This is a genomic window from Thermosynechococcus sp. QS41 (genome assembly GCF_031583515.1).
Taxonomy (GTDB): Bacteria; Cyanobacteriota; Cyanobacteriia; order Thermosynechococcales; family Thermosynechococcaceae; genus Thermosynechococcus.
Window position 1 is genome coordinate 1,525,546 of the sequence record NZ_CP134181.1, and the last position, 14,311, is coordinate 1,539,856.

Sequence of the window (14,311 nt, forward strand, 5' to 3'; positions counted from 1 at the left end):
AACGGCTAGCTGCCAATACTGGCCAGTAGCTTCGCTTCCTCCTCCTTGGAAATGAGGCGGCCTTGGTTTTCGTAGTCGGGAATTTGGTCAAAGTAGAGGTAGCGATAGAGATCCGCTGCAAAGGGATCAATTTTCCGCGTCACAATCTCTAGGTACTCCTCGCGGGTGGGAATGCGCCCCAGTAGGGCACAAACTGCTGCTAGCTCTGCGGATCCCAGATAGACCCGTGCCCCTTTGCCCATGCGGTTATTAAAGTTGCGGGTGGAGGTGGAGAAAACCGTGGTGTGATCAGCAACGCGGGCTTGGTTGCCCATGCACAGGGAGCAGCCCGGCATCTCCATGCGTGCCCCAGCAGCAGCAAAAATACCGTAGTAGCCCTCTTCGCGCAACTGCTGCTCATCCATACGGGTGGGGGGTGCAATCCAGAGGCGCACCTTCACCGCCCCCTCTCCTTCCAGTACCTTGGCAGCGGCACGGTAGTGGCCAATATTGGTCATACAGGAGCCAATAAAGACCTCCTGCACTGGATCGCCGGCACATTCGGAGAGGGTTTTGATATTGTCGGGGTCATTGGGGGCAGCCACAAGGGGTTCCTTGATTTGATCTAGATCCACCTCAATCACATCGGCATACTCGGCATCCGCATCGGCCGAGAGGAGAGTGGGATTGGCCAGCCATGCCTCCATCTTTTTCACCCGCCGTAGAATCGTACGCGCATCGCCGTAGCCACGGGCCACCATATTTTTCAGGAGGGCTACATTGGAGCGCAGGTAGGTTGCCACCGTTTCTTCACTGAGTTTAATCGTGCACCCTGCGGCCGATCGCTCCGCTGTGGCATCGGTGAGTTCAAAGGCCTGCTCCAGTTGCAAGTGCGGCAGCCCCTCCATTTCCATGATCCGTCCGGAGAAAACATTCTTTTTATTCTCCTTGGCAACGGTGAGCTTACCCTGCTGAATGGCCACATAGGGAATGGCATTGACAATGTCCCGCAGCGTCACCCCCGGTTGCAACGCACCTTTGAAGCGCACGAGCACCGACTCCGGCATATCCAAAGGCATCACCCCCAAGGCCGCTGCAAAGGCGACCAAGCCAGAACCTGCTGGGAACGAAATGCCCAAGGGAAAACGGGTATGGGAATCGCCCCCCGTGCCCACGGTATCCGGCAGCAGCATGCGGTTGAGCCAAGAGTGAATAATGCCATCTCCCGGTCGTAGCGAGACGCCCCCTCGCGAGGTCATAAAGTCCGGCAGTTCTTTGTGGGTTTTGATGTCAACGGGCTTGGGATAAGCCGCGGTATGGCAGAAACTTTGCAAGACCAAATCCGCACCAAAGCCAAGGCAGGCCAGCTCCTTGAGTTCATCGCGGGTCATTGGGCCTGTCGTATCCTGGGAGCCAACCGTTGTCATGACCGGTTCACAGTAGGTGCCGGGGCGGACGCCGGGGAGACCACAGGCTTTACCGACAATCTTTTGCGCCAAGGTATAGCCCTTACTGCTCTCAACGGGGGGCTTGGGACGAGTAAAGAGGGGACTGGGTTCTCGGCCAAGGGCAGCCCGTGCTTTGTCGGTGAGGGTACGCCCAATGAGAAGGGGAATGCGCCCCCCCGCTCGCACTTCATCCAAGAGGGTCTCGGGTTTGAGGGTAAAGGTACTGATGACCTCCCCCGCTGCATTGGTGATTTCGCCGCGGTAGGGGTAGATCGTGATCACATCCCCCATATTCATGCGGGTAACATCGCACTCAATGGGCAGGGCGCCGGAGTCCTCCATGGTGTTGAAGAAAATGGGGGCAATTTTGCCACCAAGACAGACGCCCCCTGTGCGCTTATTGGGAACGTAGGGAATGTCGCGACCAATGTGCCAAATCACAGAGTTGGTGGCGGACTTGCGGGAGGAACCGGTGCCAACCACATCCCCCACATAGGCAAGGGGGTAGCCCTTTTGCTTCAGTTCGGCAATGATTTGCAGTGCCCCCGGCAAGCGGCTTTCCAGCATCACCGTAGCGTGCAGCGGAATATCGGGGCGGGTGGTGGCATGGGGGGCAGGGGAAAGATCATCGGTATTGGTTTCACCGGCGACCTTAAAAACGGTGACAGTAATGGCCTCCGGCAGCGGATCACGGCAGGTAAACCAATCCCCATTGGCCCAGGATTCCATCACCTGACGGGCGTAGGGGTTGCCTTGGTGCATCAGGTCTTGGACATCATGAAAGGCGTCATAGACCAAGAGGGTATGGCTGAGGGCAGTGGCCGCCGCACGGGCAAGTTCTGGGTTTTCATGGCGCAGCAGCTCAATGAGGGATTGAACGTTGTAGCCCCCCAGCATTGTCCCTAGGAGTTCCACCGCTGCAACGGGAGTGATGAGGGGACTGGTGAGTTCTCCTTTGGCGATCGCCGTCAAAAAGCCGGCTTTAATGTAGGCCGCTTCATCGACACCGGGGGGCACGCGATCGCGAATCAGGTGCAGTAGGTAGTCTTCTTCGCCCGCTGGGGGGTGTTGCAGTAGATCACAAACCGCCGAGGTTTCTGCCGCCGTCAGGGGCAAGGGGGGAATGCCCAAGGCAGCACGTTCTTGGGTTTGCTGACGGTATTGGCTGAGTACGGTTGTGTCCACGCGCTGTTGACCTCAATTCGGATACAAGGGAGAACAAAATCATTTAAGTGCGGATCTAGATTTTAGAGTACAGATTCCCCTTTGGGGGTTTGGTTGCCTTTGCTACCCTTGCCCCTATCGCCAGTCCCGCTGTAACTCTTCAGCAACGCGACGGTAATCCGCTTGAGCTTCCTTCGCCTGTTTGCCCTTCCATTGGGTAATGGGTACGCCGTCGAGAGCCGCCCGTTCGTGGGCTTTGTAGGCGCGGATAAAGGAGTGACAGGCTGCTACCCCCAACTGCAAGAGCGTATTTTGGGCTTCGAGGGCTTCATTGACACAGCGGGGATCAACGCGGGTGAGCAGGACGCGGTGGGGAACGTTAGACGGTTGCACCACTTGCTTCACTGTTTCAATGAGGGCGGCAAGGTCAATGGGGGCGGGGGGGGTGGGCAGCACCAGATAGTCGGCGATCGGTACCACCGCTGCTAGGGCACTGGAGGCTAAGGCCGGCGGCGTATCGACAACAATCAAGTCATAGCCAGAGAGCTTGCGCACATTGCTGAGGAGTTTTGGGTTGACCTCCTGGGCGAGATCGAAGCCCATGGACTGGCCACTGCGCTGAAACCACCACGTCGCCGAGGCTTGGGGATCCGTATCCACCAACAACACTTTGTACTGCTCGGCATAGGTGGCTGCTAGGTTGATTGCCGTTGTGGTTTTACCAACGCCTCCCTTGCCATTGAGGACAGCCAGCAGACGGGGTTCAGCCAAGGCCCTATCCTCCTAAAACTGCCGCAGAAAGCGCAAATCGCTGGTGTAGAAGCGGCGAATATCATCAATTTGATGCAGCACCATGGCAAACCGCTCTACCCCAAACCCAGCAGCAAAGCCCGTGTAGACCTCTGGATCGTAGCCGACATTTTTGAGCACAGCAGGATCCACCATGCCACAGCCCATCACCTCTAACCAGCGTCCCTGCCACTGCACATCCACCTCCGCCGAGGGTTCCGTAAAGGGGAAATAGCTGGCTCGGAAACGAATGGGAACATCGCCAAAGAGTGCCGCCAGAAACGTCGTGACGGTACCCTTGAGGTCGGTAAAGGTCAGCCCCTCATCCACTGCCAAAATCTCAACCTGATGGAACACGGCCGCGTGGGTGGCATCCTCCGTATCCCGCCGATAACAACGGCCGGGAGCAACAATGCGAATGGGCGGATCATTGAGTTCCATGTAGCGGATTTGCACCGAAGAGGTGTGGGTGCGCAGCAGATTGCCATCGGGCAGGTAGAAGGTGTCCTGCATGTCGCGAGCCGGGTGATCCGCAGGGGTGTTGAGGGCTTCAAAGTTGTAGTAGTCAGTTTCCATTTCAGGGCCATTGGCAACGGTATAGCCGAGACCCACAAAAATATCGAGGATGCGGTCAATGGTGCTGTTGAGGGGATGAATGTGCCCTTGGGGACGATAGACGCCCGGCAGGGTGACATCAAGGCTTTCAGCCGCCAGTTGCGCAGCAATTTTTTCGGCTTGCAGGGTTTCGCGGCGGGCTTCTAGTTCTTGGAGCAGTTTTTCCTTGAGGGTGTTGGCGAGGGTACCGATGGTGGGGCGATCGCTAGGGGGCAGTTTGCCCATAAGGGCGAGAATTTGTGAGAGTTCGCCTTTTTTGCCCAAGTAAGCCACGCGCAATTGCTCTAGGGTATCGAGGGTGCGGGCTGCAGCGATCGCCTGTAGGGCTTTGGCTTCTAAATCTTTGAGTTGTTGGCTGAGCCGATCACGATCAAGGGTGGGGGTCGTCATGGCAAAATGCAGTTGCGGGGTGCACAAATGGCAACAATTTCGGTCAAGATAAAGCATTCCCACCTGTTGGGAATAAGCCTTGATTATAACGCTATGCCCGCAGTTGCGATCGCGATGGTTCTCGAATGCCGATTCCTAACCTCACCAGCCAGCCTAAACAGACGGTCAGTCAGTGGCTAGCCAGCGCACCCCAAGCCTTTCTCCGTTCACCGCGGTTTTCTACGAACCGCGAGCAACAGATGGCGATCGCTGCCTGTGGGCTGTGGTTTTGGGCACAACTCCTTTACCTGCACGATTTGTCTGCAACCCCTTGGCCGTGGCTCGAAAGTGTGGTGGAGGCCGCCGCCGTGGTCATCATTGGTGGTTTCCCAGTGCTGTGGTGGGCAAGTGGCCAGCGGGATTTTAATAAGATGACCCAACGCTGGCCGGGGCGGTTACTCCTCAGTTTGGCACTGTACATTGCCATTGGCTTGATTCTCCCCCAAGCAGGCCGCTTTCCTTGGCAGCGGGTTCTCACCAATTTAATCTTTGCTGATCAGCCGTGGCTGAACTTGCTGATCTTTCTCGGAGGCGTCTGGGCCATGGTGCGCGTCCCTGTCCTCTTGCGGCAGCAAACCACACCGACACCAGTGTTGTGGGCTTGGATCAGTGGAGCAGCACTTTATTTGTTGCTCAGCCACAGTGGGTTGATTTCGCCAGCCTTCCCCAAAGCGTACACGGAAGGATTCATCATTACCCCTATCTATCTGCTCCTATGTGCTTGGGGCGATTGGCAGCGGCGACACCCCCCACGGGCGACCCCCACGGGATTGGGACTACACGACATTCCCCTAATTGCGGTCTCGCTTTTTAGCCTCTACTGGTTCTCGACCCCCTACTTTCGCTTTGGCCCTTTTGTGGCACTGCAACTGTTTATTTTGGTGATCATTTTTGGCAGGGGGCTGGGGCGATCGCACTTTGGCTATAGTTTTGAACCCCGCTGGCGCGATGCTCGTTTATTGGCGGCAATGTTCTTGGCGGCTTTGGTAACCATGGTGCCCTTGGGGAGTCTATTGGGCTTTTTGCCCTTGGCGAAATTTAACTTGACGCCTTCGCCCTTGGCGGTGTTTGTCTATGTCACCCTCTTTGCAATGCGGGTGGGCATTTTTGAGGAGGTGCTCTTTCGCAGTGGTTTGATGATTTTCGTGCGGGATCTGTGGCAGCACTATGGGGGCGATCGCCAGCGGCCGGTGGTCATTGCTTGGGGGGCCATTCTCATTTGTTCGCTGCTTTTTGGTATTCTCCATGTAGGCAATGAGCCGAATGCCGATATTCAACTGCCCCTCATGGCCTACCGAGCGGTGTATATCATCATGGCAACCTTGGCCTCCCTCTTTTACTGCCTCACCTTTGCCTGTACCCAGCGCCTCTGGGCGGGCGTTCTCCTGCATGGTCTGGTGGATGCGATCGCCGTCGTCTTTTTTGGCGCTGCCCTTGTTGCCCCTTTCTAGCGCACCACAATCACAGGCACACCCGGCTTGACTTTCTCAAAAAGCTCCTCAATGTCGCGGTTGTACATCCGCACGCAACCGTGGGAAACCGCATGACCAATGGAATCCGGATGGGGGGTACCGTGCAACCCAACCCAATTGGTGCCATCACTCCAAAAGCCAATCCAACGCCGCCCCAAGGGGTTGCGGGGATGTCCACCGGCAATCACTGCCCCGGTAAAGGGATTTTTCCAAGCCGGATCGCGAATCATCTCCCGCACTTGAAATTGACCTGTGGGGGTTTCCCACCCCGGACGACCTACGGCCACGGGATACCGGCGCAGGGGAGTTTGTCCTTGATAGAGGGTCAATTGGCGCCGTGATAGGCTGATTTCTAGACGTAGGGGAGCGGTGACCGCCGGTGGAGGAGCAGTAGCAAGGGCAAAGGGGAGACGACCCCAAAGACTCAAACTCACCCATCCAATAACCGCGATCGCTCGCTGGCCAGCTTTTAGGAAGCCTTGTGCTTTCATTCCGCAATTCACTCCTACCACTGTGAGATTGGCATTGGGGAATAATAGATAGCTACGTTGCTACTGAAAAATTTTTCAAAATTCTAGATGAATGACCAAGTTCTCCGCTATTTACCCCTTACAACGGGGGTTTTGGGGGGCACACTTCTCCTCATCAATCGCCTCTTGACCCCCATGCTGACCCCTTCCCAAGCCCGTGCCGATGTCGTGGGGGTGATCCTTGCGGCGGTCTTGATTTTGACGACGCTGATTTGGCAGCGGGTGCAACCCCGTCCTGCGGAAGCGGTGATCCTTGAAGGGGAAGAGGGATTTGAACTTGCCGATGATCTGGATGCTGCCCTGAAAACAGAGCTGGCTTGGCTCTCCTATACCTTGCTGAAGAATACGCCGACAAAGTCCATTGTCATTTGGCGAGCCGATCGCCCCCTCCTGCGGCGCGGTATTCTGGGGCCCAAACCAATGACGGCCACGGGTGCCATTGTGCAGCGCGCCCTGCAAACCCAACGCCCCATCTATTTAGTGAATTTAGCCCTTTACCCCGGACGCATTGAATTTGACTATTTGCCCCCCAATACCCAAGGGGTGATCTGCCAACCGGTGGATGCGCAAACGGTGATGATTCTCGGCACCAATGCCCCCCGCCGCTATACCAAACAGGATGAACAGTGGGTAGCTGCCCTTGCCGCAAAATTCGCCCAGGTGCTGACAGAACAGTACAATAAAGCCTAGACACGCTTTGAAGCGACTTTTTTTTGACACTGAAGACCGTTTATTAGGATTTCGATATTTACTATGACTGTTGCCACTTCTGCTACCCCTGCTGTGCCCAGTGACTCGCGTCAACGGGCAGCGACTTTTTTGAAAGACCTCCAGGATCAGATTTGTCAGGCCCTAGAGGCAGCCGATGGCGGTGCCCAGTTTCAAGAGGACAGTTGGCAACGTCCCGAAGGGGGGGGTGGTCGCTCACGGGTGATGAAAAATGGCCAGCTTCTGGAGCAGGGGGGCGTTAATTTCTCAGAGGTGTGGGGGGAGCAATTGCCGCCCTCAATCTTGGCGCAGCGGCCAGAGGCGGCGGGGCATGGCTTCTATGCCACGGGTACCTCCATGGTGCTCCATCCCCGCAATCCCTATGTGCCGACGGTGCATTTGAACTACCGCTACTTTGAAGCTGGGCCGGTGTGGTGGTTTGGCGGTGGGGCAGATTTGACCCCCTACTACCCCTTTGCTGAGGATGCGAAACACTTCCATCAGGTGCATAAGGCTGCCTGCGATCGCCACCACAGCGAGTACTACCCTGTGTTCAAACGCTGGTGTGATGAATACTTCTACCTCAAGCATCGTGGCGAAACCCGTGGCGTGGGCGGCATTTTCTTTGACTACCAAGATGGCAGCGATCGCGAGCTTTACCGCGGCCCTGATCCCCATGGCGAAGCTGCTCGCTACAGTCAAAAGGTCGGTTCCATCGGCAATCGTTCGTGGGAAGACCTGTTTGCCTTTATTCAAAGCTGTGGCCAAGCCTTTCTAGAAGCCTACCTACCGATTGTGGAACGGCGGCGTCACCTCGAGTATGGCGATCGCGAGCGGCAATTTCAGCTCTATCGGCGCGGCCGCTATGTGGAATTCAACCTAGTTTATGACCGCGGCACCATCTTCGGCCTACAAACCAATGGCCGCACCGAGTCTATTTTGATGTCCCTGCCCCCCCTTGTCCGCTGGGAATACGGCTATACCCCGGAACCCAACAGCCGCGAAGCGGAACTGTACACCACCTTTCTCAAGCCCCAAGACTGGGTGAATTGGCCAAGCTAAATGAGGATCAGTGCCCCTGTGTTGCGCCGTGTGCTTGCCCTCCTAGGTGATCTGCGCCTAGCGATTCTCCTGCTGCTGGTGATTGCGATCGCCAGTATCGCTGGCACTGTGATTGAGCAGGGGCAATCCCTCAGCTTCTACCAAGAAAACTATCCCGCAGACCCTGCCCTGTTTGGTTTTCTCAGTTGGCGGGTGCTGCTGGCCCTAGGGCTAGATCATGTCTATCGCACCCCTTGGTATCTCACTCTGTTGGTGCTCTTTGGGGCGAGTTTAACGGCCTGTACCTTCAGTCGGCAGGTGCCTGCCCTCACCACCGCCCAACGCTGGCAGTACTACTCCCAACCGCGTCAATTCACCAAACTGGCCCTGAGCACCACGATTTCCCAAGGCTCCCTCAAGGAACTGGCCGCTGCCTTGACTCAGAGAGGCTACCGCGTCTGGCAAACCGATAATCAACTCTATGCCCGCAAAGGCATTGTTGGTCGCATAGGCCCGATTGTGGTTCATGCCAGTATGATTCTGATTTTGCTGGGGGGGATTTTGGGGGCGCTGACGGGCTTTATGGCGCAGGAACTGATTCCCAGTGGTGAAACCTTTCATCTTCAGCACATTGTGCAGGCGGGGCCACTGGCGCGCATCCCCCAACACTGGTCGGTCAAGGTGAATCGCTTTTGGATTGATTACACTGATGCGGGTGACATTGACCAATTCTACTCGGATCTCTCGGTACTGGATGCCGACGGTCAGGAGGTGAAGCGGGGCACAATCCATGTCAACCAGCCCTTGAAGTATGGCGGGGTCACCCTCTATCAGGCGGACTGGAGTATTGCCGCCATTCGCTTTCGCCTGAACAACAGTCCCGTGCTGCAACTGCCAATGGCCCAGCTGGACACAGAAGGCAAAGGTCGTCTTTGGGGCACATGGCTGCCCACGAAACCGGATCTCTCGGAGGGGATTTCCCTGATTGCACGGGATCTCCAAGGCACGGTGCTCATCTACAGCCCCAAGGGCGAGTTTCTCACCAGCTTGCGCACCGGCATGAGTACAGAGATTAACGGTGTGACGCTGACGCTGATTGAACTCGTGGGCAGTACAGGGCTACAAATTAAAGCCGATCCGGGGATTCCCCTGTTTTATGCGGGCTTTGCCCTGTTGATGGCGGGGGTGATCATGAGCTATGTGTCCCACTCCCAGGTGTGGGGGCTGCAGGAAACCGATCTCCTCTATGTGGGTGGCCGCACCAATCGGGCACAGTTGGCCTTTGAGCAGGAATTGGTGGCGATCGCCAATGCCTTAAACCGCCAAGACCAGCCCCTAGCCGTTGAACAAAATTAGCCGGACTCCCCCTTGACTCTCTCGTTCACTGGAGACTTCACGATGAATCGCAGGAGCGTCAGGGGAAGATCACCATGGTTCTCAAGCTGCGCGTGCCCGACATGGCCTGTGGCGCCTGTCGCGATGCCATTATCCAAGCGATTCAAGCGGTTGACACCCGTGCGACTGTTACCGCCCATCTCGCAACCAAAGAGCTAGCCATTGACACCCAAGCCGCAGCGGCAGACATCCGCAGTGCCATTCGCCAAGCCGGTTATACGCCCCAATGATCACCCAGCTCACCTTCAAGGTGCAGGGGATGCAGTGCGCCGCTTGCGCCAATGTCATTGAAACTGCCCTGCGATCGCTACCGGGCGTCAGGGACTGTGAAATTTATTTTGCCGCCGCTCAGGCCACGGTCACCTACGATCCCCAGCAAGTGACCTGGTCAGATCTACAGGGGGCGATCGCCAAAGCCGGCTATCACGCAGAACGACTGCCTGAAGAAGGCTTGGTAACTGACACCGCCACCGCAGAATTGACCTATCGGGCTGAGCTGCACCGTCTCAAACGCCGACTCCTCTTTGCGGGTGGCGCTACCCTACTACTGCTAGTGGGGAATCTACCCATGATGACGGGCTGGCATCTCCCTTGGATCCCCCCATGGCTGCACCATCCTTGGGTACAACTGTTGCTGACAGCGCCAATTCAGTTTTGGAGTGGCGAATCCTTTTATGAGGGCGCCTGGCGGGCACTGCGCTATCGCACAGCAACGATGGATACCCTAGTGGCTCTGGGCACCAGTGTCGCCTTTTTCTACTCGCTCTTTGTGACGCTCTTTCCCCAAGCCTTCCATGGCCACATGCCAGAGGTCTATTACGAAGTCTCAGCCGTCGTCATTACCCTGATTCTCTTAGGACGCTTTCTCGAAAGTCGCGCCAAACGGGAAACTGCTGCCGCTATTCGCAAACTCCTCGCCCTGCAACCGAAAACGGCACGGGTAATTCGTAATGGGGAAGCCGTGGAGGTGCCCCTGATTGAAGTGCAAGTGGGGGATCGATTGCTGGTGCGTCCCGGCGAGAAAATTCCCGTGGATGGTGAGATTGTGGCTGGGGCTTCGACGGTGGATGAATCCATGGTGACCGGGGAGAGCCTACCGGTGGAAAAACGCGAGGGGGATGAGGTCATTGGTGCCACTCTCAATCAAACGGGCAGCCTACAAATGCGTGCTACACGGGTAGGACAGCAAACCTTTTTGGCACAAATGATTCGACTAGTGCAGCAGGCACAGGCCTCAAAAGCCCCCATTCAAAAACTGGCGGATCGCATCACGGCTTGGTTTGTACCGACGGTGCTGGCGATCGCTCTCCTGACGGGGCTGCTGTGGCTGACCATTGGCCGCAATCCCACCCTAGCCCTGTTGACCACCATTGGCGTTTTGATCATTGCCTGTCCCTGTGCCCTTGGCTTGGCCACCCCCACCTCAATCATGGTGGCCACCGGCAAAGCAGCGGAGTATGGCATTTTGATTAAAGATGCCCGCAGTCTCCAGCTGGCCGATCGGGTGCAAACTGTGGTTCTCGACAAAACAGGCACCCTCACCCAAGGCCATCCCAGCGTCACCGATTTTTATCCTCAGGCGGATGCCACAACCCTTTTGCGGCTGGCCGCCAGTGTGGAATGGCACTCGGAACATCCCTTGGCTGCCGCTGTGGTCGAGTATGCCCAAGGGCAGGGGGTATCGCCGCAAGCGGTTCGCGACTTTGTGGCCACGATTGGTCAAGGGGTACAGGGCATGGTTGAGGATCAATGGGTGCTCATTGGCACCCCAGCCTTTCTAGCAGCCCACAAGATTGACATCACCCCTTGGCAGCCTCAAGCTCAAACCCTTGCACAGCAGGGGAAAACGGTCATCTGGATAGCGGTGGATGCCCAAGTCAGGGGGCTGATCGCCCTTGCCGACACGCTGAAACCCGAAGCCCCAGCGGTAGTGGCTGCCCTGAAGCGCATGGGATTAGAGGTGATTCTGCTGACGGGCGATCAGGCCGTAACAGCTGCGGCCATTGCCCAGCAAGTGGGAATTGAGCATTACGTTGCCAGTGTCCGCCCCGATCAAAAGGCAGCGATCATTGCTGAACTGCAACGGCAAGGGAAGTGCGTGGCCATGGTGGGGGATGGCATTAATGATGCCCCGGCCCTCGCTCAAGCCGATGTGGGCATTGCTCTGGGCACGGGTACCGATGTAGCGATCGCCAGCAGTGACATCACCCTCATTGCCGGTCATCTTCAGGGCATTGTCACCGCCCTACAACTCAGCCGCGCCACCATCCAAAATATTCGCCAGAATCTCTTTTTCGCCTTCATCTATAATGTGGCCGGCATTCCCATTGCCGCCGGTATCCTTTACCCCCTGAGCGGCTGGCTCCTCAATCCCATGGTGGCCGGTGCAGCAATGGCCTTTAGTTCCTTCTCCGTGGTGATGAATGCCCTGCGCCTGCGCTCTTTTCGACCAAGACTGCCAGCCCTCAGTTAACACATAGATAATTAATACATAGATAACAAAGATAACAAAAAACAACGTTAGGAACAATCGGCACCCCTACGGGATCGGATCGTCCCCAACAGCGTCACTACTTGTACACAGCGTTGGCTGCCGACGGCAGTATTACCCTTTGGTCGGAATGTAATTTGTTGCGGTGGCGTATTAGTAATAGCGACACGACCATTAAATTCATAGGTGAGCCGATAGGAACCATCAGTTAGGGGCAGTGTTGTCTGACTAGGGACAATTTCGATTTTGTCAGCATCGTTCTCTAGCAAATTTTGCCACTGCCACTGAGTTACTGGCATACTGGATCGATTGACAGTCCACTGCACCTGATTATCGTGGGTACGAAAAGCTACTGTCCAGCGTAAATTTTCTCGCCGTGCCCCTGCCTGTGCCAAACGCATTGCAGACATGGCTTCGTTAACTCCGGAACGCATGCGTTGCTCATTGAGCAATGAAAACCAAGATACACCTGCTAAGCTCCCCAGTAGGCCAATAATTAGCACAACAACTAAAATTTCAATGAGTGTAAACCCTTGTTGGGTAAGCCTTAGCCTTGCCATATCTATCCTCCCTTAGTTACTGGGGACTTTCTGATGCACTCCCCGACTCAGTACTGTTGTTGTCAGCACTGGACGCACAGCCTCATCTTGGGGACGAATTGCTGGTTTACCGCGAGGATTAGCCCGCAAATAGACGAATGTTGCTGTATTGAAATTAGAACCGCGACTCAGGACACATCCATAAAAGCTATTGGGTGGTGTCGTTGTCTCCAATGGTGTGCGCACATAAGCACCAATTCGTGGATTAGTAACCTCATCTTGACAGGCAATTGGGGTAGGAGCTACTTCGCTCCAGTTACCATCAATAAAATCAGCCACAACTGGTAAATTACTCAAGTCATTACTGGGAGATGTAGCTTGAAGGTTTGCCCCCGTGTTAATATTCAGAGGCCAAGCAACAAAGTTGGTGTTTTCAGTGGGATCTACGTAACCGGGCGTTTGTGTAATGTTTGTGCCGTTAATAGTTGCATACTGTCGTAATTGATAGCGCCGTAGGCGAGCAGCACCCTGCCATTCACTACTAGTATTTGTATCTAAGTAATAAACAACTAACGTGTAAGAACGACGCGAGTTTTGAATCCGCAAGCACGTAGCATTCTCGGGCGGACAATTCGTGGGCATGACGAAAGCAGGATTGTTATCATAGGGCAAATGCTCTAAAATCCACATTGCTAAAATAGGACGGATATTTGCACCAAAATTCGGTAAGTAAGAAGTAATAGGTGTACGTGCACTACCATTTGAGTTAGCGCAAAGCCCGCTACCTTGAAGGCAATTACCATCATAGACAAAAGTTGCTTGGGATAAATCAGCAATAATAAAATTCATTGCCGACTGTAGTTCTTGTCTGACTTCGTTGAGGGATGCCTCACGCGATTCAGTTTCAATCATGTCAATGAGGATAGCTCCAAGGGAAACTGTGATCACAGAGCCAATCAACAGTGAGATCAATATCTCAATAATCGTAAATCCTTGGGCTGCTCGCCGCCACTGCCGCCATTTCATAGACACCTCAACTGATTCTTAAGAGCATTGACTAATTGCGCAAAGCGCTGTGCTAGAGTCACCTTGGACAATATCTGTCGTGATTACAGCAAGGGGCAGTTCTAAATTTCCAATTGAGGTCGTCATTGTTGCCGGCTGCTGACCAATTGGAGTTGCAGTGCTAGGAGAACCATTTGTAAATGTTGCGCGATTATAGACTCGAACCTGCATTGGATAGCCCACAATGCGGTTATTGGGACCAAAGGTAATGCTACCCCGATAAATTTGAACAACAAACTCCCTGTTATTAAATACGCGAAGACAGCCCTCAGTTGCTGAAGTGGGTAGTGCCATCCCGCCACCAGTGCAGGTAACCACTGTTGTTGGTGGAGGTTGATTTGAGAGCAGTTCGGGTTGCCCTAAACTAGCCGTGACAGAGCTAGGCGGTGGGATGACTGCGGTAGTAACATTAACCCCCTGTTCCATGAGTACTCGCATGCGATCGACCTCAGAAAGAGCAAGAGCGCTTGCTTGGGAGATACGATCGTTCTGCACCCGTGTGGCTGCTACCAACATCAAGGGCGCCACAAGCGCGGCAACCGCAACGTTAACTAGTAGGATGGCAACAATACATTCAGCAAGTGTTAAACCCTGTTCGGCACTATGTAATTGTGATTGTCTTATTTGCGTGATTTTCATCAGAACC

At 55.1% G+C, this 14,311-nt stretch carries 13 protein-coding genes and 1 pseudogene; 6 read left to right on the forward strand and 8 right to left on the reverse strand.

Translation table 11 applies throughout. From position 1 onward, the window contains the following. Nucleotides 1-5 precede the first annotated feature (5 nt). From acnB to pheS, 3 genes are all read right to left on the reverse strand, one after another. Entirely contained in the window at nt 6-2,612 is a 2,607-nt protein-coding gene (gene acnB, locus RHJ80_RS07500; RefSeq protein WP_310800690.1) for a bifunctional aconitate hydratase 2/2-methylisocitrate dehydratase, read from the reverse strand. Between the two features lie 114 nt (nt 2,613-2,726). Next, complete coding sequence (locus RHJ80_RS07505; RefSeq protein ID WP_310800691.1) at nt 2,727-3,362, reverse strand: ParA family protein; 636 nt, start codon at nt 3,360-3,362, stop codon at nt 2,727-2,729. A 12-nt stretch (nt 3,363-3,374) separates the two neighbouring features. Continuing rightward, nucleotides 3,375-4,385 carry a phenylalanine--tRNA ligase subunit alpha gene (pheS, locus tag RHJ80_RS07510; protein ID WP_310800692.1) on the reverse strand — a complete coding sequence of 337 codons (1,011 nt, stop codon included), beginning with the start codon at nt 4,383-4,385 and terminating at the stop codon, nt 3,375-3,377. Nucleotides 4,386-4,510: 125 nt separating this feature from the next. Here pheS and RHJ80_RS07515 point away from each other — a divergent pair, with 125 nt between their 5' ends. Beyond that, nucleotides 4,511-5,875: a CPBP family intramembrane glutamic endopeptidase gene (locus RHJ80_RS07515; RefSeq protein ID WP_310800693.1), complete on the forward strand. Its 1,365-nt coding sequence runs from the start codon at nt 4,511-4,513 to the stop codon at nt 5,873-5,875. Here RHJ80_RS07515 and RHJ80_RS07520 read toward each other — a convergent pair. After that, nucleotides 5,872-6,387, reverse strand: a complete 516-nt coding sequence (locus RHJ80_RS07520) for a L,D-transpeptidase (RefSeq protein WP_225901523.1) — start codon at nt 6,385-6,387, stop codon at nt 5,872-5,874. The two genes, RHJ80_RS07515 and RHJ80_RS07520, sit on opposite strands and share 4 nt — an antisense overlap. Before the next feature lie 87 nt (nt 6,388-6,474). Here RHJ80_RS07520 and RHJ80_RS07525 point away from each other — a divergent pair, with 87 nt between their 5' ends. The 5 genes from RHJ80_RS07525 to RHJ80_RS07545 all read left to right on the forward strand — a co-directional run bounded on the left by RHJ80_RS07525 (nt 6,475) and on the right by RHJ80_RS07545 (nt 12,043). Continuing rightward, a complete protein-coding gene (locus RHJ80_RS07525) occupies nt 6,475-7,116 on the forward strand; it encodes a cofactor assembly of complex C subunit B (RefSeq protein ID WP_310800694.1) in 642 nt (213 codons plus the stop codon). 63 nt (nt 7,117-7,179) lie between these two features. Then, entirely contained in the window at nt 7,180-8,196 is a 1,017-nt protein-coding gene (hemF, locus tag RHJ80_RS07530; protein WP_310744404.1) for an oxygen-dependent coproporphyrinogen oxidase, read from the forward strand. After that, entirely contained in the window at nt 8,197-9,531 is a 1,335-nt protein-coding gene (locus tag RHJ80_RS07535; protein WP_310800695.1) for a cytochrome c biogenesis protein, read from the forward strand. Between the two features lie 74 nt (nt 9,532-9,605). After that, nucleotides 9,606-9,800: a heavy-metal-associated domain-containing protein gene (locus RHJ80_RS07540; RefSeq protein ID WP_310744405.1), complete on the forward strand. Its 195-nt coding sequence runs from the start codon at nt 9,606-9,608 to the stop codon at nt 9,798-9,800. After that, on the forward strand, nt 9,797-12,043 hold the full coding sequence (locus RHJ80_RS07545) for a heavy metal translocating P-type ATPase (RefSeq protein WP_310800696.1): 2,247 nt from the start codon (nt 9,797-9,799) through the stop codon (nt 12,041-12,043). Before RHJ80_RS07540 ends, RHJ80_RS07545 begins: the two co-directional genes overlap by 4 nt. 47 nt (nt 12,044-12,090) lie before the next feature. Here RHJ80_RS07545 and RHJ80_RS07550 read toward each other — a convergent pair whose 3' ends face one another. The 4 genes and pseudogenes from RHJ80_RS07550 to RHJ80_RS07560 all read right to left on the reverse strand — a co-directional run bounded on the left by RHJ80_RS07550 (nt 12,091) and on the right by RHJ80_RS07560 (nt 14,304). Further along, a complete protein-coding gene (locus tag RHJ80_RS07550) occupies nt 12,091-12,471 on the reverse strand; it encodes a hypothetical protein (protein ID WP_310800697.1) in 381 nt (126 codons plus the stop codon). Nucleotides 12,472-12,561: 90 nt separating this feature from the next. Continuing rightward, a pseudogene (locus RHJ80_RS13190) lies at nt 12,562-12,621 on the reverse strand (prepilin-type N-terminal cleavage/methylation domain-containing protein); the annotation flags it as partial. 12 nt (nt 12,622-12,633) lie between these two features. Next, on the reverse strand, nt 12,634-13,626 hold the full coding sequence (locus RHJ80_RS07555) for a prepilin-type N-terminal cleavage/methylation domain-containing protein (protein ID WP_310800698.1): 993 nt from the start codon (nt 13,624-13,626) through the stop codon (nt 12,634-12,636). An 18-nt stretch (nt 13,627-13,644) separates the two neighbouring features. Next, on the reverse strand, nt 13,645-14,304 hold the full coding sequence (locus RHJ80_RS07560; RefSeq protein ID WP_302676274.1) for a hypothetical protein: 660 nt from the start codon (nt 14,302-14,304) through the stop codon (nt 13,645-13,647). Between the last annotated feature and the right edge of the window lie 7 nt (nt 14,305-14,311).

Excerpts from the sequence above, each read along its gene's own strand:
- pheS (WP_310800692.1), bottom strand. The coding sequence starts at position 4,385 with ATGACGACCCCCACCCTTGATCGTGATCGGCTCAGCCAACAACTCAAA.
- RHJ80_RS07515 (WP_310800693.1), top strand. The coding sequence starts at position 4,511 with ATGCCGATTCCTAACCTCACCAGCCAGCCTAAACAGACGGTCAGTCAG.
- RHJ80_RS07520 (WP_225901523.1), bottom strand. The coding sequence starts at position 6,387 with ATGAAAGCACAAGGCTTCCTAAAAGCTGGCCAGCGAGCGATCGCGGTT.
- RHJ80_RS07525 (WP_310800694.1), top strand. The coding sequence starts at position 6,475 with ATGAATGACCAAGTTCTCCGCTATTTACCCCTTACAACGGGGGTTTTG.
- hemF (WP_310744404.1), top strand. The coding sequence starts at position 7,180 with ATGACTGTTGCCACTTCTGCTACCCCTGCTGTGCCCAGTGACTCGCGT.
- RHJ80_RS07535 (WP_310800695.1), top strand. The coding sequence starts at position 8,197 with ATGAGGATCAGTGCCCCTGTGTTGCGCCGTGTGCTTGCCCTCCTAGGT.
- RHJ80_RS07540 (WP_310744405.1), top strand. The coding sequence starts at position 9,606 with ATGGTTCTCAAGCTGCGCGTGCCCGACATGGCCTGTGGCGCCTGTCGC.
- RHJ80_RS07545 (WP_310800696.1), top strand. The coding sequence starts at position 9,797 with ATGATCACCCAGCTCACCTTCAAGGTGCAGGGGATGCAGTGCGCCGCT.
- RHJ80_RS07550 (WP_310800697.1), bottom strand. The coding sequence starts at position 12,471 with ATGTCTGCAATGCGTTTGGCACAGGCAGGGGCACGGCGAGAAAATTTA.
- RHJ80_RS07555 (WP_310800698.1), bottom strand. The coding sequence starts at position 13,626 with ATGAAATGGCGGCAGTGGCGGCGAGCAGCCCAAGGATTTACGATTATT.
- RHJ80_RS07560 (WP_302676274.1), bottom strand. The coding sequence starts at position 14,304 with ATGAAAATCACGCAAATAAGACAATCACAATTACATAGTGCCGAACAG.